The 21,730-nt window shown below is 32.0% G+C and carries 18 protein-coding genes and 1 pseudogene; 9 read left to right on the forward strand and 10 right to left on the reverse strand.

Translation table 11 applies throughout. The features are described 5' to 3' along the window. Nucleotides 1–193 precede the first annotated feature (193 nt). On the reverse strand, nucleotides 194–718 hold the full coding sequence (locus AAGD19_RS04805; protein ID WP_341747362.1) for a hypothetical protein: 525 nt from the start codon (nucleotides 716–718) through the stop codon (nucleotides 194–196). A 163-nt stretch (nucleotides 719–881) separates the two neighbouring features. On the opposite strand from AAGD19_RS04805, the gene AAGD19_RS04810 reads away from it, so the two are divergent. The 3 genes from AAGD19_RS04810 (at nucleotide 882) to AAGD19_RS04820 (ending at nucleotide 1,990) form a co-directional block, all read left to right on the forward strand. Beyond that, nucleotides 882–1,262, forward strand: coding sequence for a hypothetical protein (locus AAGD19_RS04810; protein WP_341747354.1), 381 nt, complete (start codon nucleotides 882–884; stop codon nucleotides 1,260–1,262). Next, entirely contained in the window at nucleotides 1,244–1,723 is a 480-nt protein-coding gene (locus AAGD19_RS04815) for an IS982 family transposase (RefSeq protein WP_341747363.1), read from the forward strand. The genes AAGD19_RS04810 and AAGD19_RS04815 overlap by 19 nt, the downstream gene beginning before the upstream one ends. 99 nt (nucleotides 1,724–1,822) lie before the next feature. Then, nucleotides 1,823–1,990 (forward strand): hypothetical protein, encoded by a 168-nt coding sequence (locus AAGD19_RS04820; RefSeq protein ID WP_341747364.1) that lies wholly within the window; start codon nucleotides 1,823–1,825, stop codon nucleotides 1,988–1,990. A gap of 60 nt (nucleotides 1,991–2,050) precedes the next feature. Here AAGD19_RS04820 and AAGD19_RS04825 read toward each other — a convergent pair whose 3' ends face one another. From AAGD19_RS04825 to mutS, 4 genes and pseudogenes are all read right to left on the reverse strand, one after another. Continuing rightward, the gene (locus AAGD19_RS04825) at nucleotides 2,051–2,299 is read right to left on the reverse strand and encodes a hypothetical protein (RefSeq protein WP_341747365.1); all 249 of its coding nucleotides are present in this window, start codon (nucleotides 2,297–2,299) and stop codon (nucleotides 2,051–2,053) included. Between the two features lie 123 nt (nucleotides 2,300–2,422). Continuing rightward, nucleotides 2,423–3,685 (reverse strand): ATP-dependent Clp protease ATP-binding subunit ClpX, encoded by a 1,263-nt coding sequence (gene clpX, locus AAGD19_RS04830; protein WP_341747366.1) that lies wholly within the window; start codon nucleotides 3,683–3,685, stop codon nucleotides 2,423–2,425. Nucleotides 3,686–4,571: 886 nt separating this feature from the next. Next, nucleotides 4,572–6,434 (reverse strand): annotated as a pseudogene (gene recJ / locus AAGD19_RS04835) (single-stranded-DNA-specific exonuclease RecJ); the annotation flags it as partial. A 40-nt stretch (nucleotides 6,435–6,474) separates the two neighbouring features. Next, entirely contained in the window at nucleotides 6,475–9,138 is a 2,664-nt protein-coding gene (mutS, locus tag AAGD19_RS04840; RefSeq protein WP_341747367.1) for a DNA mismatch repair protein MutS, read from the reverse strand. A 480-nt stretch (nucleotides 9,139–9,618) separates the two neighbouring features. On the opposite strand from mutS, the gene recF reads away from it, so the two are divergent. Then, nucleotides 9,619–10,701 carry a DNA replication/repair protein RecF gene (gene recF, locus AAGD19_RS04845; protein ID WP_341747368.1) on the forward strand — a complete coding sequence of 361 codons (1,083 nt, stop codon included), beginning with the start codon at nucleotides 9,619–9,621 and terminating at the stop codon, nucleotides 10,699–10,701. A 13-nt stretch (nucleotides 10,702–10,714) separates the two neighbouring features. Here the strand turns inward: recF and AAGD19_RS04850 are convergent, their stop codons facing one another. The 3 genes from AAGD19_RS04850 to AAGD19_RS04860 are packed head-to-tail and all read right to left on the reverse strand — an operon-like array spanning nucleotide 10,715 to nucleotide 13,223. Beyond that, nucleotides 10,715–10,960, reverse strand: coding sequence for a hypothetical protein (locus AAGD19_RS04850; protein WP_341747369.1), 246 nt, complete (start codon nucleotides 10,958–10,960; stop codon nucleotides 10,715–10,717). Between the two features lie 45 nt (nucleotides 10,961–11,005). Continuing rightward, nucleotides 11,006–11,755, reverse strand: coding sequence for a hypothetical protein (locus AAGD19_RS04855; protein ID WP_341747370.1), 750 nt, complete (start codon nucleotides 11,753–11,755; stop codon nucleotides 11,006–11,008). 31 nt (nucleotides 11,756–11,786) lie between these two features. Further along, complete coding sequence (locus tag AAGD19_RS04860; protein WP_341748465.1) at nucleotides 11,787–13,223, reverse strand: UDP-N-acetylmuramoyl-L-alanyl-D-glutamate--2,6-diaminopimelate ligase; 1,437 nt, start codon at nucleotides 13,221–13,223, stop codon at nucleotides 11,787–11,789. A 177-nt stretch (nucleotides 13,224–13,400) separates the two neighbouring features. Here AAGD19_RS04860 and AAGD19_RS04865 point away from each other — a divergent pair, with 177 nt between their 5' ends. The 5 genes from AAGD19_RS04865 (at nucleotide 13,401) to AAGD19_RS04885 (ending at nucleotide 20,710) form a co-directional block, all read left to right on the forward strand. Then, complete coding sequence (locus AAGD19_RS04865) at nucleotides 13,401–14,594, forward strand: MFS transporter (protein WP_341747371.1); 1,194 nt, start codon at nucleotides 13,401–13,403, stop codon at nucleotides 14,592–14,594. Nucleotides 14,595–14,616: 22 nt separating this feature from the next. Next, entirely contained in the window at nucleotides 14,617–15,867 is a 1,251-nt protein-coding gene (locus AAGD19_RS04870) for an MFS transporter (protein WP_341747372.1), read from the forward strand. A gap of 16 nt (nucleotides 15,868–15,883) precedes the next feature. Further along, on the forward strand, nucleotides 15,884–17,656 hold the full coding sequence (locus tag AAGD19_RS04875; protein WP_341747373.1) for an ABC transporter ATP-binding protein: 1,773 nt from the start codon (nucleotides 15,884–15,886) through the stop codon (nucleotides 17,654–17,656). 134 nt (nucleotides 17,657–17,790) lie between these two features. Beyond that, nucleotides 17,791–18,516: an HD domain-containing protein gene (locus AAGD19_RS04880; protein WP_410520801.1), complete on the forward strand. Its 726-nt coding sequence runs from the start codon at nucleotides 17,791–17,793 to the stop codon at nucleotides 18,514–18,516. A gap of 880 nt (nucleotides 18,517–19,396) precedes the next feature. Then, nucleotides 19,397–20,710: an MFS transporter gene (locus AAGD19_RS04885; RefSeq protein ID WP_341747375.1), complete on the forward strand. Its 1,314-nt coding sequence runs from the start codon at nucleotides 19,397–19,399 to the stop codon at nucleotides 20,708–20,710. On the opposite strand, the gene AAGD19_RS04890 is transcribed toward AAGD19_RS04885, so the two are convergent. Continuing rightward, complete coding sequence (locus tag AAGD19_RS04890) at nucleotides 20,625–21,206, reverse strand: HD domain-containing protein (protein ID WP_410520802.1); 582 nt, start codon at nucleotides 21,204–21,206, stop codon at nucleotides 20,625–20,627. The genes AAGD19_RS04885 and AAGD19_RS04890 overlap by 86 nt on opposite strands. Further along, the gene (locus tag AAGD19_RS07520) at nucleotides 21,203–21,376 is read right to left on the reverse strand and encodes a hypothetical protein (protein WP_410520803.1); all 174 of its coding nucleotides are present in this window, start codon (nucleotides 21,374–21,376) and stop codon (nucleotides 21,203–21,205) included. The genes AAGD19_RS04890 and AAGD19_RS07520 overlap by 4 nt, the downstream gene beginning before the upstream one ends. Nucleotides 21,377–21,730 lie beyond the last annotated feature (354 nt).

Raw genomic sequence — 21,730 nt, forward strand, 5'->3', positions numbered from 1 at the left:
GTTAGATCAAATAAATTGAATAAATGTTGCTGAAGAGACGTTAATTTTGATAATCTTGCTACTTTACAACCTTTGATAGTGTAATATAAAAAACATATTTTTCCAACTCTCTTAATGCTTCCTCAATGGTCACATTATATTTACCATCCTTAGTTACTCCACAACCCTGTTTCAACTTATTTTTCATATAGTGTCATATTTTTAATGCCAATATACAGACAAATACATGTCCCTTTGTTCTATTGCTTTTCCTTAAAAAAATCGGCCTTACTTCGAGTAATCCCGTCTTCATACTGCTAAAATTCGATTCTACTTCATGTAAATTATGGTAAGCTTTATCAACCAATTCTTTACTCATCAGTTTAATTTCAATCTGTGTTTCAATCGCATAACAACCATCAAGAGCAAATAACTCTTTTTTCTTATCTTGATCAATTTCAACCACTATTTGGTTGCCGTCTAATTTTAGGTTGATAAATTTATCTATCCGCCATTCTTCAGCAATTTTTTGAATATTATTTAAACCAGTTTTTGGCTTTGCTTTCTTATGCGTTGATACATATATATTACGTTCTTCCACCTTGCTAACTAGTTTTTTAACTCGGTTATTCCTATCAAACTCAACTTTTCGGGCTATAGAACCATTTTTTCTTAAAATATATCTTTTACCATTACTAGTTATTTCGCATAGCTGTTCTTCAAAAAAACTATATTGCAAAACTCCGCTTTTCTCTAAGCTTTCAATCTCAACTTTACTTAAAGTTGTAATATAACCTGAGTTCGATATAAGTGTAGAAGGATTATATAAAGATATAAGGGTTGCGGTGTAGTGGGAAGTGAATTAAAGTTACTAATTTTAACTGACAATTAAAGAGGTAACTATGTTGGCTTCCCTAGAGGAAATATTCTGTTCAATTGATGATTTTTGTAAGTATTTTGATAAAAATAATCAAAATTATTTTTTAGCAAATTCAGGCAAGAAAAGAAATAAGCCCTGTAGCATGAGTTTATCCGAGATAATGACTATTATAATATTGTTTCATATTAGTCATTATCGAACCTTTAAATACTATTATATTGACTGCGTACAAAGAGTTCTAAAAGCTTATTTTCCAAAGGTAGTGAGTTATAATAGATTTGTTGAATTAATGGAAAGTAGCTTGATGCCCCTTACTATTTTTTTACATGGCATTACCGATAAAGAAACAGGAATATATTTTGCAGATTCAACAACACTAGATGTTTGTCATATAATCATATAAAAGGAGAAAAAAGACACAAGGTCTTTAAGGGCATAGCAACAAAAGGCAAAAACTCAATGGGATGGTTTTTTTGCTTAAAACTTTACTTGATAATTAATAATGAAGGTGAGTTAATGGCTTGTAAAATGACATCTGCAAATGTTGATAATCGTTTTCCTGTAGCAAAGTTAATGAAAAAATTGCAAGGTTGGCTATTTGTTGATAAGGGGTATTTAGGACGACCTATTATTAAGCAGCTTAAAAAGCAAGTCGTAGATATATTTACCAAAGTAAGAAAGAACATAAAAGCACGTATAATGACAGAGATTCAAGAGTTCTTTTTAGGTAAAAGGGGTATCGTAGAGACTGTAATAGATCAGTTAAAAAATTGCTGCCAAATTGAGCATTCAAGGCATCGAAGTCCAACTAATGCATTTGTCAATATAATCTCAGGGCTTATTGCTTCAAGCCACGCAAACTAGCAATAAAGCCTAATAAATTAAAAGCACAAAAATTGCTCCTTACGTTAAACTGAGGTTACTATACCAATTTCTAATTATACCAAATATGTTTTTAAACAAATGATAGATGGTGGTAAAAATTTACAGGAAATTTTTGATTTAATCAGAGAAGATTTCCAACAAGAAATTAGTAATGAATCCTTATTATTGGAAGTAAAGAATATATTCACCCCATTTTTCTCTACGGGAATCATGTTACTTCATGACAAATTAGTAAAACCTTTTTAACTATATTGCAACTAACTTCAAGGGCTGTTTTTACAGCTCTTGAAGCGGTAGTATTTGTAGTTATTCTGTAGGATGTTCGGCTTCTCCTGCTAGTGGTAGTGTGGCATCAGATGTATTAAGACTAGCTGCCTCTGTAGTAGTAAAGTTGCCAACACTTTGGCTGTTAACATTTAAATCATTACCCTCTACCCTGTCGTTAGCATTAAAATTATTATCACCGTTGTTTCTGAAATAATTTATAAGGGCGGTTTTTAAAGCTGCTACATGCTTAGGATGTAGACAATTCCGGTTAATTATTCTTTGAATCATTATTTATCATATATAACCCTCTATTAATTTGAAATATAAAGGAAATTATAACTATCTGTAGAAAGAATATCAACTATTAATTATATAAATCTAGAATAGATTAATAAATTCATAGAATTTACCCTAAACCGCTATACGCTTTTTAGTAGCTTTTCCGTAGTTTCTTGGTGTAACTATGGGGGTAGCTTTGCCATCTATAACATCTTTTGAAATATGTACATGCATTTTTTTCAGATTGGTAACATTATACATGCTGTCAAGTAGCAGTGTCTCAATTATCGATCTAAGACCTCTAGCTCCGGTTTTTCGTGCCAGCGCTTTCTCGGCTATTCCTTCTAAAGCATCATTATCAATTGATAGTTCAACATCGTCTAACTCAAATAATTTATGATATTGCTTGATAACAGCATTTTTGGGTTGAGTTAAAATTGCCACCAAAGATGCTTTGTCTAGGTCATCTAAAGTTGCTACTACTGGAAGCCTACCGATGAATTCTGGAATTAACCCAAACTTTACTAGATCTTCAATTTCTAATGATTTGAGTATTTCGCTGTGGTTTTTTTCTTGTTTTGATTGGACATTTGCCGCAAAACCAATCGAACTTTGAGCAGTACGGGCATTAATGATATTATCTATCCCCATGAAAGCTCCACCGCATATGAACAAAATATTGGAAGTATCTACTTGAACAAAATCTTGCTGTGGGTGTTTTCTGCCACCTTGGGGGGGAACAGAAGCAATAGTTCCTTCCATGATTTTAAGTAATGCTTGTTGGACTCCTTCTCCCGATACATCTCTTGTTATGGAAGGGTTTTCAGATTTTCTAGCGATTTTATCTACTTCATCTATATAAACAATGCCTCGTTGGGCTTTGGCTATATTAAAGTCTGCTGCTTGTAATAATCTTAGCAAGATATTTTCAACATCTTCACCAACATAGCCAGCTTCGGTTAAAGAAGTGGCGTCTGCCATAGTGAAAGGTACATCAAGAATCTTTGCTAAAGTTTGTGCCAAAAGGGTTTTACCAGAGCCAGTAGAACCAATAATTAGGATATTTGATTTATTTAATTCGACATCATTATTACCTGACTCGATATATTCTAATCGTTTATAGTGATTATATACCGCAACTGATAAAACTTTTTTTGCTTGATCTTGACCAATTACGTAATCATTAAGAGTAGAAAAAATTCTTTGTGGTGTTGGAATTAAAGAGGCAACTTGTTTAAGAGTTACTTTAGTCTCTTCTTTTATAATATCACGGCACAGTTCAATACATTCATTACAAATAAATACTGTTGGTCCAGCAATTAATTTTATTACTTCATATTGATTTTTACCACAAAAAGAACAGTTTAATTCTTTTTTTCCAACTTCCCCTGACATGATTCCGCTTTATTTAATTTATGAGTTTAATATAGCTTATATACATCTAATATAGATAAGTTATTTAGGTAAGTCTAATATATTTTCAAGACACGCGAATTTAGGATAAGAATTTGTCAATTCTTATATACTCAAATTCGGTGAAATTATAATTGCTTCGCTTACGCTTGCAATGACGCTGTGGTATAGGTATTTGTAAACTTTCAACAGTTGTGGGGTAACATCGAAGATGCAGAAAGTCTAATAAAGAATTTATCATTTCCTAATTAACAGTTGATATTATGTGTATAATATACTTCTAAAAATTAATAAAGGACAATTATATATGACGCGTTTCCTATACGAGATCAAGACTCTCGACCACTACACTACTTGCAAAGCTAATGACTTAGTCTTACAGTTTACTCCCCCTAATAATACTACTACCCCTAGTAATGCCTTACAGTTTCCTAATGCTACTGATAATACCTTACAGCCTTCCTTAACGTCTAATTTAAATGCTACCTTACGGTTCAGACGAGCAGGATGATCGACCAATATTAGGAGACGACAGCGAAGGCTCTAAAGAATAAACCACAAACTTACCACTTCAAGCTAGGGTAATTTTAAAGTCAGCCTGTAAGGCTAATAGCGTAGTACATTTTTTGTATAATCGTCATCGCGAGGTACCTTTAGGTGCCGTGGCGATCTAGTGAAGTGAGGTGTAATATTGCATAAAGATTGCCGCTTCGCCGCTTTCAGCGACTCCTCGCAATGACGATCAGCAGCCATTTTAATAGTGGTTATATAAAAAATGTACTATGATATCCTGCACCGAAGCAGGGATGACATTTTTTTAAAGCAGAAGAGTATATCCATCCTCTTAATTTTCTATAGCTAACAAATATCATATTATCAAGTCCTTTATTTGTAATTGAATAGTATTAGACTCTTTCCAACTGTTCATTTTTAATGAACCAATTACAGAAATATTATATGACTTAATATTAAGTAAAATATTTTCTATAGGACTAGATACACTATTAAACGCAATAGCATGCAGCGGTTTAGAACCAAAAGCTTCCTTAGAAGGAGCAAGCAAACATCTTATATGTTTACCACCGACTATGTCAGCTTTTAATACAAAAAGATTAGAGAATTTAAATATTGGCTCATGATTTCCTTGGCCAAATGGTTCGAGTTTACTTAGCTCATCCATTAGAGGTAAATTTACACTACTTGTAGTAAGTTCCGCATCATATTCTTCATAGACAATATCATTTTGATTACTAATATCAATCTTAAAGGCGTGATTTAAGAATTCTTGTAACTCTTGTAATTTCTCTTCCAATACTGTAAATCCAGCTGCCATTGCATGTCCCCCGCCAGCTATGATTAAATCTTTAGCCTTGGCATTGATAATTTTACTACCAAAATCAACATTTTTGACAGAACGGCAAGAAGCCTTACCGATTGCATTATTTAAAGCTATAACTGCAACTGGTTTATTAAATTTTTCTTTTAATCTGCCAGCGACAATGCCGATAACACCCGGATGCCACCCTTTACCAACTATAAATAATGAACTATCATTTTCTTGGGTTAAAGCTATTTGAGTAGCTTCCTCTATCATTATCAGCTCTATTACTTTTCGCTCATTATTATGTTTCTCCAATTCCTGTGCAAGTAGATTTGCTTCTGTTGCACATTCGGTAGATAAAAGACTAGCACCCAAGGATGATTTACCAACTCTTCCACCGGCATTGATCCTAGGCCCCAACACAAATCCCAAATGATAACAGTTTGGTTTTTCATTTAAACCAGCAACATCACATAAAGTCTTCATACCTAAATTTTTTCTTTGACCAAGGATTTTTAATCCTTGAGCAACAAAAGCACGATTTAAGTGAATAAGCTTCATTACATCGCATACTGTTCCAAGTGCGACTAAGTCTAAATATTGCATTAAGTTGGGTATAGTCCGTAGCAAACTGGCGTCATTGCGAGGAGATGCTTCAGCAGCGACGAAGCAATCTAAATGCTTTCTTTTATCACCATTTTTCTTGATTGCTTCGTCGCAGCGAAGCTGCTCCTCGCAATGACGATCGGTAAAGAAATTTTGTTTTTTTAACTCGGATAATAAGGCGGTAGCAAATAAAAATGATACTCCTACAGCTGCTAGGTACTTATATCTACTGGTCTCATCGATACGATTCGGGTTAACAACAGCAACAGCGTCAGGCAATATATCACTACTAATGTGATGATCGATAACTATTACATCAAGCTTTACTTGTGCTGCATATTTTAGAGCCTCATGTGCCATTGCTCCACAATCAACAGTAATAAGTAGCTCAGTAGCATTATCCTTAATTTTCTGCATAGCAGCTGGGGTTGGTCCATACCCTTCAGCAATTCGGTTTGGAACATAAATATCAGCTTCTTGCCCCAAATCTCTAAATATATTCTTAAGTAGTGATGAAGAGGTAGCTCCGTCAACGTCATAATCAGCAAATATACAGATTTTCTGTTTATTTATAATAGCTTCTATAGTCCTATCTACTGCTTTTTGCATATCAAGTAAATGAAAAGGATCTGGCAGTAAATTCTTGAGCTTAGGTGATAAAAAATCTATAGCTTGTGACAAGTTCTCTAAGCGAGGAAATAGAACCCGTGCTAGAAAATCACTGATTCCTACAGAACGACAAAGTTCTGAAACATCATCCTCGTTTACTGATCGCTGTTGCCAAATTTTTCCATTTACTGAACGTTTGGGTTCTAGTGGTACTATCATGTAAGGCAACCCTATTTTAAAAAATTAGTTTCTTTAATTTATAAACCAACTCTAAGGCTTGTTTAGGGGAGAGCTGATCAGGATCGATTTTAATAAGTTCTTCTTCTAACTTATTAAATTTTATTTCTTTTTTACTTTCTACTGGCAGGCTAAATAAACTTAAGTTGTTTGATTCAGTGTTTAATATATTTTTGCTTTTGTACGTTGCGGTTTTTTCTAATTTTGTTAAAATGTCATTCGCCCTAATTATAACAGATTTTGGTAGGCCCGCTAAGTAGGCTACATGAATTCCATAAGATTTATCAGCCATCCCTGCTATAATATTATGCAAAAATAATATTTCTTTCCCTAATTCCTCAATAGCCACCGTATAATTTTGCAAGGCTGGCAAAAAATTACTCATGCTGGTTAATTCGTGATAATGCGATGCAAACAAACATCGACATTTGAGATTATCATGAATATATTCCAGCACCGCGAAAGCAATTGATACACCATCATAGGTAGAAGTTCCGCGACCAACCTCATCTAATATGACTAAAGAATTTTTAGTAGATTGTGCTAAAATAGCTGATGTTTCAAGCATTTCCACCATAAAAGTTGATTGACCTGCTTGTAAATCATCCCCTGCACCTATCCTACTAAATATCTTGTCTACAATACCTATTTTGGCACTTTTAGCCGGCACAAAACTACCAATTTGAGCTAATATGGCTATTAGGGCATTTTGCCGTAAAAAAGTACTTTTACCTGACATATTAGGTCCAGTAATTAACCAAATTCTATTAGCTTCCGATAAAGTACAGTTATTGTGAATAAAGCTTTTTTTATCATTTGATAAACTTTGCTCAACGACTGGATGCCGCCCTTCAATAATCTCAAAACTCAAATCATTGCTTAATCTAGGCTTGACATAATTATATTCATCAGCAATATAAGCAAAATTACAAAATACATCAAGCTGACTTAAGGAACAGCTAAGTAATCGTAAAAATATAGCTTTATCAATAACTTGCTGGCATATTTTATTATATAATTCTAGTTCAAGACTAAACGCTAAACTCCTGCTATTCACCATATCGCTTTCTAACTTTTGTAATTCAATAGTAGTATAGCGACTAGCATTAGAAGTTGTTTGTCGGTGAATAAATTTTGATGCGTACATTTTATCACTATGTCTTAGGGTAACTTCAATAAATAACCCAAGTACATTATTATGAGATATTTTTAGGGTGTCGATGCCAGTATCAAGGCGATATACATTTTTTAATTTTTCTACATGGGCTTTGCCATTGTTAATTAAGTCATATAATTCTTGTATTTTAGGATGATAATGATGATTTATTATCCCACCTTCATTGATAGTATTAGGTGCATCCTCTCTAATTGCTTGATCTATTAATGAATATAACTGTTCATCTCCAGATAGAGGTTTAATTAACTTCTCTATATAATCTAGCAAATTTAGCCCATAATGGGAAATAAACTCTCCTTTTATTTCCAGTGCAGCATTTAACGTATATTTAATATTTAGCAGATCTCGTCCGCAGCCACGATTCATGGTAATTCTAGCCAAGCAACGTTCTAAATCCCCAGTTTTCTTGAGTAACTTTTTAATATTCCCTACTAGTTCAATATTTGAATAAAAAAATTCTGTGATATTTTGTCGATAATTTATTTCATCAATATCTATTAGTGGTGTAGATAAAAAGTGATATAGTAAACGACTACCAGCCTTAGTAACTGTATGATCAATAGTGACCAGTAAACTACCCTTGGTTTTTCCTAATAAATTATTAGTAATTTCCAAATTCCGCCGAGTCGCCGAATCAATAATCATAAAATTATGGTAATTGACCAACCGAGGCAAAGGTAGCGAAGGTATATTTTGCTTTTGCGTTAGTGATAAATATTCTAAGATACTACCAATACTACTTGTTTGACATTCAGATATTTCCCCTATGGCTTTTAGATCATTGATTTTGTAAAAATCTAAAATAATTTTATGGCATTTTTTAGGAGCAAAAAAACTATCAACTTGATACGAGACACGGAAATGTAATTGGTGCTGAATACTACTAGCTAATTGCTCTCCCTGCAAATTTTCACTAAGTAAAATCTCTTTAGGCTTAAGACGTGATAGTTCATTTAGAATCTCATCCTGCGGAATCTCTATAACTGAAATTTCTGAAGTGGAAAGATCAACATAACAAATTGATGCCCTGTTTTTTAGCAAAACTAAGCTTGCCAAATAATTAGGTTCGCATGACGAAATTAAAGATTCCTCGATAATAGTACCTGGGGTGATAATACGCGTTACATCCCTATTTACTACAGCTTTATAGCCACCGCGTTTCTTTGCCTCTTCCGGTGTTTCTAGTTGATCACAAATAGCAACTTTGTAATTTTCTTCAATTAATTTATTTAAATATGTCTCAAGAGCATGATGGGGTACTCCGCACATAGCAATCTCAGAGGCTCCATTAGACCCTCTTTTGGTAAGAGCAATACCTAAAACTTGGCTGGCAAGAACTGCATCATCAAAAAACATTTCATAAAAATCACCCATTCTAAACAATAGAAGACAATCAAGATTGGCAAATTTGATGTCTAAATATTGTTGCATCATCTTTGTTGATTGATCATAATTATATTTATGGCGAAATTCTTCTAAAGACATGGATAAAGTCATGGATATATTTTAGTTGTTTGAATTAGATTTGAGTATATACTCAGGTATACCCGATGAATTTCAAGAGTTGGCTAGGCGTACGAGTGGCGAGCGGACTAGGCGTAGTCAAACCGTTGTTCCTACGCGAAGTCCCATCGTGCCACAACGCCAACACTTGAAAGGCGAAGGGTATAGAACTTCAAGAATTAAGGTCATCGTACCCTAAATATCACAGCACAGCTAGCTCTTCTTGAAGTTATTATCGTCTACCCACTCTTGAAATTATATACTCTTCTGCTTTGAAGAATTGTTTTTTGAAAATATCATGGATTCGCATGCGTAATTATACTATATGTACACCTAGCATGCTCACCATTCATTTTCAAATCCAATTCTTCAAATCATTTGAGTATAGCAGTATATGTTTAGATTCAAAAGAGCTTTTGATTTTAATTGATTAGGTTTTTTTCTCACTATTTCAAATAAGTTATGCATAATATTTATCTACAAAAATTAAAATTACTAAATTATCGTAATTTTCAGAATTTAGATATTAGTGCTGGTAATAATCCTGTTATACTAATAGGGGGGAATGGTAGTGGAAAAACTAACATTTTAGAATCAATATCACTATTTTCACCTGGTAAAGGTTTGAGATCAGCTAAATTAGATGATATTTGTCAAAGGGGAGAAGATCATTGCTTAGCTTATGCATTATTACACAGTAAACTTGGCTTAGTTGAAATTTCAACGAATTTAAAGCGTGAATCTAATAGACATTTTACAGAATTTAACGGTGTTAAAATACAAAATAATGAACTAAGTAAGTTCTCTGCTATGATTTGGCTTACACCCCAAATGGAAGGTATTTTTTCTTCCAGTATTAGCGATAGGCGTAAATTCTTTGACAGGATTGTTTATAACTTTAATCCATCGCATGCAGGAATAGTTAGTAAATACGAATATTATATGTATGAACGTAGCAAAATACTAGCACAAGACCAAGTGGATACAAATTGGCTAAGAGTGGTTGAAGAAAAAATGGCAGAATTATCAATTGAGATCGCTATTAATAGGCTAAAAATTTTAGAACATATGCAAAAAGCTATCTCAGATTTGGATAATGATTTTCCTAAAGCTATTTTATCAATTAATGGGGTTATAGAAGATATAATATTAAAAAATTCTGAAATAGATATTGATTTTATAAAAAATGAGTTAGTGGTGTCTCGTGTTCGTGATAAGATATCTAATAGAACTAATTTTGGAGTGCATAAAAGTGATTTTGTAGTTATTCATAAAGAAAAAAATGCTTTAGTTAAACACTGTTCCACCGGTGAACAGAAGGCTATGCTCATTGCCATAATACTTGCCCAAGTTAATTATTCTATTAAAGAAAACATTGCTATGCCTATTTTACTGTTAGATGAGGTTTTTGTACATCTTGATAACAAAAGGAGACAGTACTTAATTGATTTCTTCCTAGAATTAGGATTACAACTATGGGTGACTGCAACTGACTTAAATGGCATAGAATCTTTAACAAAAAAAGCAGAATTAATAAAATTATAGGATGAAATTTCTCTTATTTAATTTTAAGGCAATGCCTTAAAACTTGATCACGGCGTTCTAATATAGCATTAAGGTAAGAATTATTTAAAAAATCAGAACCTTTTGCTGCTATAAAAATCTTTCTAAGAATAGGTAAGTCTAATTTTTTTATAGCTTTTATAGTGTCGTCATAACATTGTGTTGGATAAGATATTATAAAACTCTTATCAAATGCATGATATTGACGCCATAGGTTATTTTGATAAATAACAAACCGCAAAGGTTTGTTATAAGACTGAAAATTTTTGTAAAAGGTATGAGGTATTTATTTTTTAAATCTTTGTTTTAGCTTTTCTTCATTAGGGAGATCAATAACCTCTGGTTTATCAAAAGGAAATGGTTTATCCCAATCATTGGTATTTAATTTATCACTATACAGTACTCTAACAAAAGGAAGTTCACCAAATTTAACATGTTGGCGATTACGAATACCTGAATTATCTATTGCAATAAAATATGTTTTATTAATATCTTTAAATATTAATAAATTATGTGATCCAGAGTCCCACTGCCCAAAAATAAAGTAAAAAGTTCGTAGGTTCATTTGATCTTCTATGGAAACCTCTTGAAGAGCTTTTTCATACTCTTCAGGTACTAAAGGATCAATTTTAGTATCAATGTAGAGTTGCAATGATCCTGTCATTCCATTAATTTTACGCATTACTGTTGGAGGAATATGAGGGAAACCTAGAATTAGAGAAGCTTGATACGCTGCTACTTCAGCTTGTGCATCTCCTAAATCATCTGCAGGTAATTTTTTAAAGACAGCTTTTACCTGATCATCTAAAGTAACTAAAAAAACTTCTCCATTGAATTCCGCTTTTTTACATTTCTCTGTGAGAAACTTTCTCATAGGTTCTATATGGTGTATTGTAGATGTTTTAAGTAATTTTGAGATATCAACTTTTTTCCATGTTTCTGGATGGTTAAATGGAGTGGCATATACAGAATGTATAGTTAATAAGGATGGTAGAATTATATAGAAGGAGACTAAGAATATTCTAAAAATTTGCATATAATTTTATTATTAGTTGATATTTTTTAATTCAAAATCTTTTTCTGCTTTGTAGAGCTTCCTTGGCTATATCGAAATCACTAAATGGTAGTTTCTCATTACCGATTATCTGATAATTTTCGTGACCTTTGCCGGCAATCAGCAAAATATCATCTTCTTGTAGATTATTTATTGTTTCAATAATTGCAATTTTTCTATTATTTATTTCTATATATCTATTAGTGATAGCTATAATACCTTGTATAATTTGCTGCCGTATGAATTTTGGGTCTTCATTCCTTGGATTATCGTCAGTGATAATAACCTCATCAGCAATTTTTGCCGCAATTTCCCCCATTAAGGGTCTTTTACTGCTATCTCTATTCCCGCCACAACCAAAAATTACTTTCAATAACCCCTTATTTGATTTTATTTTTTTTAGTTCTAGCAAGCTTTTTTCTAAGGCATCTGGAGTGTGAGCGTAGTCAATAAAAATATTGCTATTAGCTACTCTCTCTAAACGTCCTTTAACTGCTTTAATTTGTGGTAATTTCGATATGACTTGTTCAAAAGGAAAGCCAGTCAAATGCACCATCATAACGGCAATCAGCAAGTTGGTTGCTTGAAAACTACCAACTATATCGGTAGTAAACTTATATTTCTGCCCGTTATAAGTACAAATTGTGCTGTCGATAATTTTCAGATCACCATTCATACCAACGGTTAAAAATTTTATATTACGTTCCTGTAAATAACTTTTGATATAATCTAATTGTTCTATTTCCGAGTTTAGTACAGCAACTCCTGTCTGCGATAAATTATCTGTAAATAATTTTAGTTTGGCTAAAAGATAATTATCCATATTCTTATGATAGTCAAGATGATCTTGACTAAAACTAGTAAAGCAGGCAGCATCTACTTTTATACCACATAATCTTTGCTGTTCTAGACCATGGCTAGAAGCCTCAAAAGCTAGATATTTTGTGCCATTCTCAGCTAGCTTATGTAGAATATGCCTGAAAGTTACAGGATCAGGAGTAGTAAGAGCCGGGGATTTGTCTAAAATTTCTTGGATGCTTGTTAAATCCAAACCACCCGAACATTCTACGCCAATGGTCCCGATAGAACAACTGGATGCTCCTAGCAATGTGTATAGCTGTCTGCAATAGGATACTACCGAGGTTTTACCGTTAGTACCAGTAGCAGCTACCATATATTGTGGTAATAAAGGGTAGAGAATATTAGCAGCTTGGCTTAGTGCCACCCGCACATCACTTACAAGCGTTATATGTACACCATTAGCGATAATGTTAGGGTTTTTTAAACTTTCAGCATCATCGGTAATAATGAATTTTACTCCTTTGTTTATTACATCATCAATAAACTTATTACCATCCGAACTTACTCCTTTAATGGCGAAGAATAGACTAGTTGATTTAACTAGTCTAGAGTCACAACATAAAATTTTAGGTTCAATCTGAGAGGTAATTTTTAAATAGTCAAATAATTTTTGCAATTTAAATATAGCCTAATTAGTTTTTAAGTGTATGTTTACCACGTATATACTTAAATCATTTGAGTATACCAATTCTTGAAATCATAGCAGTATATAGTAGCCCATGTAAAGCTAGTAGATAATTTGTTAACAAGAAATTTAGGGTTCCTCATGAAAAAGAAAGATTTATCAATTTTAATAGCTAATGCTCTAGATCATTTTGATACGGCTATTTATAGTTTTCTTGCTCCAGTTTTATCAATAATCTTTTTCTCCAAAGACGATCCTATAGTTGCTTTGATCTTAACTTATAGCGTACTAGCAACTTCAATAATTACTAGACCAATTGGGGCAATAATTTTTAGTATAATTGTAAAAAAACGAGGAGCAGCTTTGGCTCTATCTTACTCATTAATAGGTGTTGCCATTACCACTATATCAATAGGATTTATACCAACTTATCAAACAATTGGCTGGTTTTCACCGTTTATGCTGACCATTATTCGAATGATACAAGGAATTTTTGCCGAAGGAGAATGCTCTATTGCCAAATTATATATTTTAGAAAATAAGGTACAGACTAAAGGCGTACAAGCATCTTATCTATACCAACTGTCAACAATGTTTGGCATTATTATTGCCTCTTTTGTAAGTACCATTCTAGTTAGTTCTAATCATCATGAATATTGGCGTTTATGTTTTATATTGGGAGGAAGTACTGGGATTGTAGGGGTTTATCTTAGACGTTATTCTAATATGTTGCAGAATGCAATAAAACAAAAGTCTTATACTTTACATACGATATTGAATAATAAATGCAATATTCTGCGTGTGTCTATAGTTAGTGGCTTTTCCTATATGACATATGTGATACCTTTTGTCGTGATGAATAGTTTTATACCTCTTATTACCTCTATATCTTTGGAGAGGATGATGACGTTTAATACAATCTTATTAATTATGAATGCAGCAATGATTCCAATAATAGGATATTTTGTTAAGAAATATCGCCCTGTTGATGTAATGATTGTAAGCACTAGTATTCTATTTATTAGCATAGTACCACTATGGTTATATATGTCTGATGCTTCTGTATGGTATGTTAATTTTGTTCGTTTATGGATTATTATCCTAGGGGTAATTTTCTTATGTCCACTAAATTATTGGCTTAATAGTCTGTTCCATGGTTCAGATAAATATATGCTGGTTAGTATTGGTGATGCTATAGGTACTTCAGTATTTGGGAAATTTACTCCCTCAATATGTATAGCTCTTTGGCATTTTACTGGCTCTTCTATAACCATAGGAGTCTATATTGCAATAATTACTTTAGTTACCATATGGGCGGTGAAGAGTATACCATGAAAAACATAATAGATATAGATGTATGACAAGACCGGCATTCCTAATTGCTTTTTTTACAACAATTGTGCGTTATTATGATTATGCTCTTTTTGGTTTATCAGCAATAGTTTTATCCAAGAACTTTTTGCCATTAGACTCAAATGATAAACAAATATTATTATTTTTTGCTATATTTAGTATAGCTGTAATAGCTCGCCCTATTGGCTCTATCATTTTTGGCTTTATTAGCGATAAATATGGTAGAATTGTATCAGTTAGAATCTCGGTATTTTTAGCTACTATCTCGACAATTCTTATAGGATTAACTCCTAATTTTGATAGAATTGGCATAGTGGCTACAATAATCTTAATATTTTGTCGTATGACATTTTTAATGAGCTTAGCAGGAGAAAGTGATGCTATAAAAATTTACGTTGTAGAAAAAGTAGGTAAGACTAGCAAAAATTGTGCTAGTGGTATCGTGTCATTTTGTAGTCAGGTTGGAGCATTGCTTGCTGCAACAATTTATCATTTTTCTACAGAATTTGACTCAGCAGCTTATTTATGGCGGGCAAATTTTATTATTGGTGGAGTTTTTGGCTTATTTATCATATTCCTAAGGCACTATTTTCATGAAAGTGAGGAGTTCTTAAATTCTAAAAAGGATCATAAATCTCCAGATTATAACTTTTTTTATTTAACAAAGATTGTAAAAGATTCATTTAAAAAATTTATTATAGCAATATTAATAAGTGGTTGCATAGGAGGTATTTACCATTTTCTAATTTATTTTTGGGGAGTATTTGCTGTAAAAAGTGCATTAATTATGGATAGCAATCAAGCTCAAATTATCAATATAGCTTTAATAAGCATTTACGCTATTATGTCAGTATTGTCTGGTTTTTTAGCTGATAGATTTTACCCTAAAAAACAAATCATCATCGCATTATTATTAAGTTTGTTAGTGATAATTATTGTACAATTTTTACTATATAAAGAAATCTTGGTAATTTACTTTCCAGTAATGCTTATCGGACTTGCCCCATTTTACGTAGTGCCATTACAAATTATTGTCCAATCTATGTTTATAACTAATATTAGGGCAAGAATGTGTAGTCTATCCCATTCACTTGGCGGTATGATACTTTCATCGACAACACCATTTTTTTGTATGTTATTATGGCAATATTTTAATGCAATATACTTAGTGCTAGGATTTTTTATGCTATTATTACTAATATTGTTCAGTACAGTAATTTTTCTGTATAGTACAAACGTTATAACAAACCACTAGATCTAAGGAGAGAATTTTGCAAAAAAAACATAACCTAATAAATTATGACTATAGTGCCTATAATACTTTAAGAAGGTTAATAGTTGATCATATAAAGCCATATCTTAAACAGATCGGCATGGCGGTATTTTGTATGGTAATTGCGGCTATATGTGCTGCTTACAGCGTTAATTTAGTGCAACCAACTATTGATCAAATATTTTTAACAGGCAATCGTCAAATGTTATTATTTTTACCGTTAATGGTAGTAATAACATTTACTATTAAAGGGATAGCTGAATATTATTCAAATTATTTAATTAAATTTGTTGGTCAGAGAATTTTAACTGATCTACAAATTAAGATGTATGAGCATTTATTGTTTGCTGATATTCTCTTTATTCAATCTCAATCATCGGGACGTTTAATATCACGTTTTACTAACGATATTGCCATGATGCGAGGTGCTGTATCAAATTTACTAGTAGGATGTGCCAAACATTTTTTAACAGTAATAGGTCTTATCGTAGTGATGTTTAAGTTAGAACCTAGGTTATCTTGTATAGTATTTCTAGCATTTCCCCTAGCAATTTATCCAATACAGAAATTAGGGAAAAAAATTCGTAGAATATCAGGACAAGCTCAAGAGGAATTAGCTAATTATACTTCTAGGTTAGACGAAACTTTTCAGTCAATTAAAATTGTTAAGTCTTTCTTAGGAGAGAAAATTGAAAGCAATCGAGCTTTATTGCTCTCTAGTAATATTTTACATTTTTTAAAGAAAACTGCAAAATTGGATGCATTGGTCTCACCAATCATGGAAGTGTTAAGTGGTATTACAGTTGGAGGGCTTATTTGGTACGGTGGGTTGTTAGTCATAAAAGGAGAAACTACACCAGGAGCATTTTTTGCTTTTATTACTGCCTTTCTTGCAGCCTATAGACCTTTTAAAAGCTTGGTTTCTTTAAATGTAAATTTACAAGAGGGTATTGCTGCAACAAAAAGAGTTTTTAATGTTCTAGATACTGAGCCTATTATTAAAGATAGTGTAAATGCTCAAAATGTTCAGTTAGTTAATCCACAAATAATTTTTAATAATGTCGAGCTAAAATTTAATAATAAAGTAGCTTTAAAGCTCATTAATCTAAAAATAATGCCAGGGAAAACTACAGCTTTTGTTGGACGTTCTGGCAGTGGAAAAACTTCGTTATCTAATTTATTAGTAAGATTTTATAACCCAACTAGCGGACAGATTTTAATTGATAATTATGATATTAAAGATATAAGGATTGACTCTTTAAGGCAGCAAATTTCTTTAGTAACTCAAGATACTACATTATTTGACACTAGTGTTGCAGAAAATATTGCTTATGGTAATCCAAATACAACTCGTGATCAGATTATTATAGCAGCAAAATATGCTGATGCTCATCAATTTATCTCAAATCTGCCTGCAGGGTATGATACGATCATTGGTAATCAAGGTTCAACACTTTCAGGTGGACAACGTCAGCGTTTAGCGATAGCTAGAGCTTTTTTGAAATCAGCAGCAATTTTGGTTTGGGATGAAGCAACAAGCTCTTTAGACCAAAATTCTGAGCGATTAATTCTAAATTCTTTAGTAAATATTCGTGAGAATAAAACCACCCTAATTATAACACATCGTTTATCGAGTATTAAGGATGTTGATCATATAGTTGTTATGAAATCTGGTATGATATTTGAACAAGGAACTCATTCGCAGCTTATAGAAAATAAAGCCGAATATTATAAATTATATCATAAGGAATTAGAGGAGGGGGATAAGTGAACATAAAGGGAGTAGCTGTCTATTTATACAACAACAAAATGCAAAAACATTCATCTTTTTTAAAAATAGATAAAAAATCCTTGGTAATAATTTATATTTTAGTTTAATCTATAAATTGAATATAAAAAATATTTATGGTTTTTATGGAAGAAGATATTAATTATTGGGACAACTCAAAGTATGCACCTTGTCAATATGCTACTAGGTTACTGGACAAATTACGTAAGATGAATGAGAAAATAAACCGGTCAATAGATATTGATGAGGTTAAAAAGGCTATTTATTACGCCAAGAAATATCATGGCAGCCAAATGAGGCAGTCAGGCGAGCCTTATTACTCTCATCCACTAGAGGTGGCGTATATGATCTCTGATTATCTTTACCGCACTGACATTCTTGTTACCAGCATATTGCATGACACCATTGAGGATACAAAACTTACCAAAAAGATGATTGCCTATATCTTTGGGGAGCAGGTTGCTAGTCAAGTAGAAGACTTAAGCAGGAACAAGCCTCACGGGAAGATTAGCTCGGCAGAAACATTAGATATATTACTTCAACAAGAAAAATATGATGTGGCATTGATTAAATTATTTGACCGAGTTCACAACTTACAAACTCTAGGAGTTAAATCACCTGAAAAAGCTAGGAAGATTATTGAAGAAACCGTAAAAAATTTTATAATCATTGCTATGCATTTAAAAATACCAACAATAACACAAGACTTAACTGCATTATGTTATAAAAATTTATCCATACAGCAGTTTGATCAACATAATCATCAAAATTCTATGGATAATTCGCCACTTTCTCCAACTTTTCAAAATGTAATAGCCCGTATGCGAACCCCACAATTGTAGGGATCATAATAACCCATAATCCCCAATAGCCAAAATGGTTAACAAGATAAGTGAAGCCAAAAGCAGTAATAACGGATACGAAAGCACGTGATATAGCGAATATAATGCTAGCACAGGTGAAACGTTTAAATACAGGAAAATGTTTATAAATAATTGGCATAGCAGGACCTAAACATTCGTTAAATAAAATGATAAAGAGTTGAATTAAAAATAACTCAAACGGAGAATGAAGATTATTCAAAAAATATGGACAAAATATGATAAAAATAGAACATATTATGAGTATAATTTTCATGGTTAATAGTGGATATATTTTGTAACTTAAATAAGATAATATTGATACGACCAAGAGCTGTATTAGACATAGAATAAAATTATGATGAATAACCTCAGCAATTGTATAACCAAAGTTATTTTGTAAAATATTACTACAATATATATAAATAAAATCAAAACCTACAGGTAAAGCACATTGTAAGAAAAAAAGAGCTAATATTGTTTTTTTATTAACTTTTTCTGTCCAAATAGGATTGTTTACTAAAGTACTGGTATCTGTATTATTTATGTTACCATATTTTAATTAGAATCAATTCTAAAATAATAGTCAACTTAATTTTTAATAAAAAAATTAATTATTTTTTCATATATAAACAATGTCCAATATTCTACTCGCAACTATATTAGTTCTGATATTTAACATCCTTTGATCTAAGCCTACATTTTTACCAATATCTCTTTTTCCCTTTCTAATTTGTTTATAGAACCGTGATATTGTTACAACCAAGATTTATTATTTCAATTTTCTATATTATTTTTTCTTGCTATCGTTCAACCAAATCATAATATCTATTAGTATTAATAAATATATTAAGGTGAATAAATGATAGGATATCAGCAAGAACAAAGAAGCCTCACTAAAGAACAAAAAGAAGCAGTTGGATTACTTTCAATCGGTACATTTTTGGAGTATTTTGATCTGATGCTTTATGTGCATTTAGCCGTATTACTAAATGAGTTGTTTTTTCCTAAATATGAAGCTTTTGCTGCATCTATACTGACAGCTTTTGCCTTTTGTTCTACTTTTATTTTCCGTCCAATTGGAGCATTAATTTTTGGTTATATCGGGGATAGAGTAGGACGTAAAGCAACAGTTATTATTACCACTATTATGATGGCAATTTCATGTGTAATAATGGCCAATGTTCCAACTTATGCCCAAATTGGCATTACCGCTTCTGTAATAATTACGGTTTGTCGTGTACTACAAGGTATGTCATCAGTAGGCGAAATAGTAGGAGCAGAACTTTATTTAACAGAAACTATAAAACCACCAATACAATATCCAGTAGTAGCCTTTATTGCCGTTGCTTCTGTTATAGGTACAGTAGCTGCTTTAGGTATTGCTTCGCTTGTTACATCTTACGGTTTTAATTGGCGTATTGCTTTTTGGATCGGAGCAGTAATTGCTTTGATTGGCGGTATTGCTAGAACAACTCTCAGAGAAACACCTGAGTTTGTCAATGCAAAACTTCGATTAAAAAAGAAATATGAGAAAGCTAATATTGATATAAAAGAATTAGACAATGACCCAATTGTTAACGAAAAAGTTAATAAACAATCAGTATTGTATTTGTTTATAATTAACTGTGCGTGTCCTGTATCTTTTTATTTTGCTTATATACATTGTGGCAATCTCCTAAAAAGTTCTTTTGGCTATAGTGCGGAACAAGTAATACACCAAAATTTTATTGTTTCAATGATACAGTTCGCTGGTATGTCATTTATAAGCTATTTAAGTTATAGGATATATCCACTGAAAATCCTAAAGGTAAAATTTGTAATATTCTCTATTTTTATTTTATGTTCTCCTTATATTTTGAACAATATAACCAATCCATTTTTTCTATTTTTACTTCAAGCTGTTCTTGTACTATTCGATTTTGGTCGTGTACCAGATGTTTCGATATTTCTCAGACATTTTCCAGTGTTTAAGCGTTATACTTACAATAGTATGATATATGCTGTAGCACGTGCTTTTATGTATGTTATTACCTCTTTTGGTATTATTTTTTTAACAAAATATTTTGGTCATTGGGGATTATTAATTATTATGATTCCAATAGGTCTAGGATTTGCTTTTGCTTTGTGTCATTTTCAAAAGTTAGAGAAGGAAGCCGGTATTTATGTCGGCTAATTGTTGTAGAATCTAAGGGGCATGCAGTAATTGATAAATGTTTGTAACATAAAGCAGTTAGTATATTTTCTAGTTGTGTTGTTCTATAATACATGCTGACAGTTATAAAACTTTTAAAAGTTTCCTCTATAATCTTCTTAATCTTTTCTGGAGATTTTACACCAACAGTTTCTAAATTATGAATCCGATCAAAAAGTTTAATCAATGCTACATCATATTTTTTTTGTTGAATTAATAAATCTAGTGTTTCTGCCGAGCTAATCTTGCCATGAGGCTTGACCCTAGTCAAGTCTTGCACTTGACTAGCTACTTGACTGCCAAAGATGTAAGTAATCATGGGTTCAGTCAGTTTTGTATCTTCAATTGTGTCGTGTAGTAACGCAGTCACAATCATGTCGGTTCTAAACAATCGTGGAATTTCTAGGGCTGTGTACTGGGCAAGCATATACGCCACTTCAATCGGATGGGAATAATACGGCTCGCCGGATTGTCTCATTTGACTGCCATGATATTTTTTAGCATAGTAGATGCTTTTTTGACTTCATACATGTTTATTGGTTGCTTTACTTTTTCATTTAGCAAAATTAACTCCTTAAGCAACCTCTCAGCATATGCACAATACTGGTATTTTGAATTATCCCAATAGTTATTAACCCGAGTTGCCAATTAATTTATAAGAGCAGAGCTAGGTTTTATGAACATTTGAAGTTAATTTGTAACATTAAAACACTTAATAAAAACTATATTTTTTAGAAATATGTTTGTATTAAAAATGTTTTAGTATCGAGCCTCACATGAAACCAGCGTTAAATATAGCTTTTGCCAGTATAATTAATTGGCAACTCGGGTTTATTAACATCTTCCATAAGAAACCATGATATTTTAATTATAAAGTTATTATAAACTAAAATTTTTACTATTTAAAGCATTTATTGCTTTTTATTTTTAAAAAGATGCATATTTTCTAACCTATGTTGTATAAATTTTTTTATAAATATGCTTAGTGGGTAGGAAAAATAT

It is taken from the genome of Candidatus Tisiphia endosymbiont of Dascillus cervinus (assembly GCF_964026405.1).
In the GTDB taxonomy this organism is placed as follows: Bacteria; Pseudomonadota; Alphaproteobacteria; order Rickettsiales; family Rickettsiaceae; genus Tisiphia.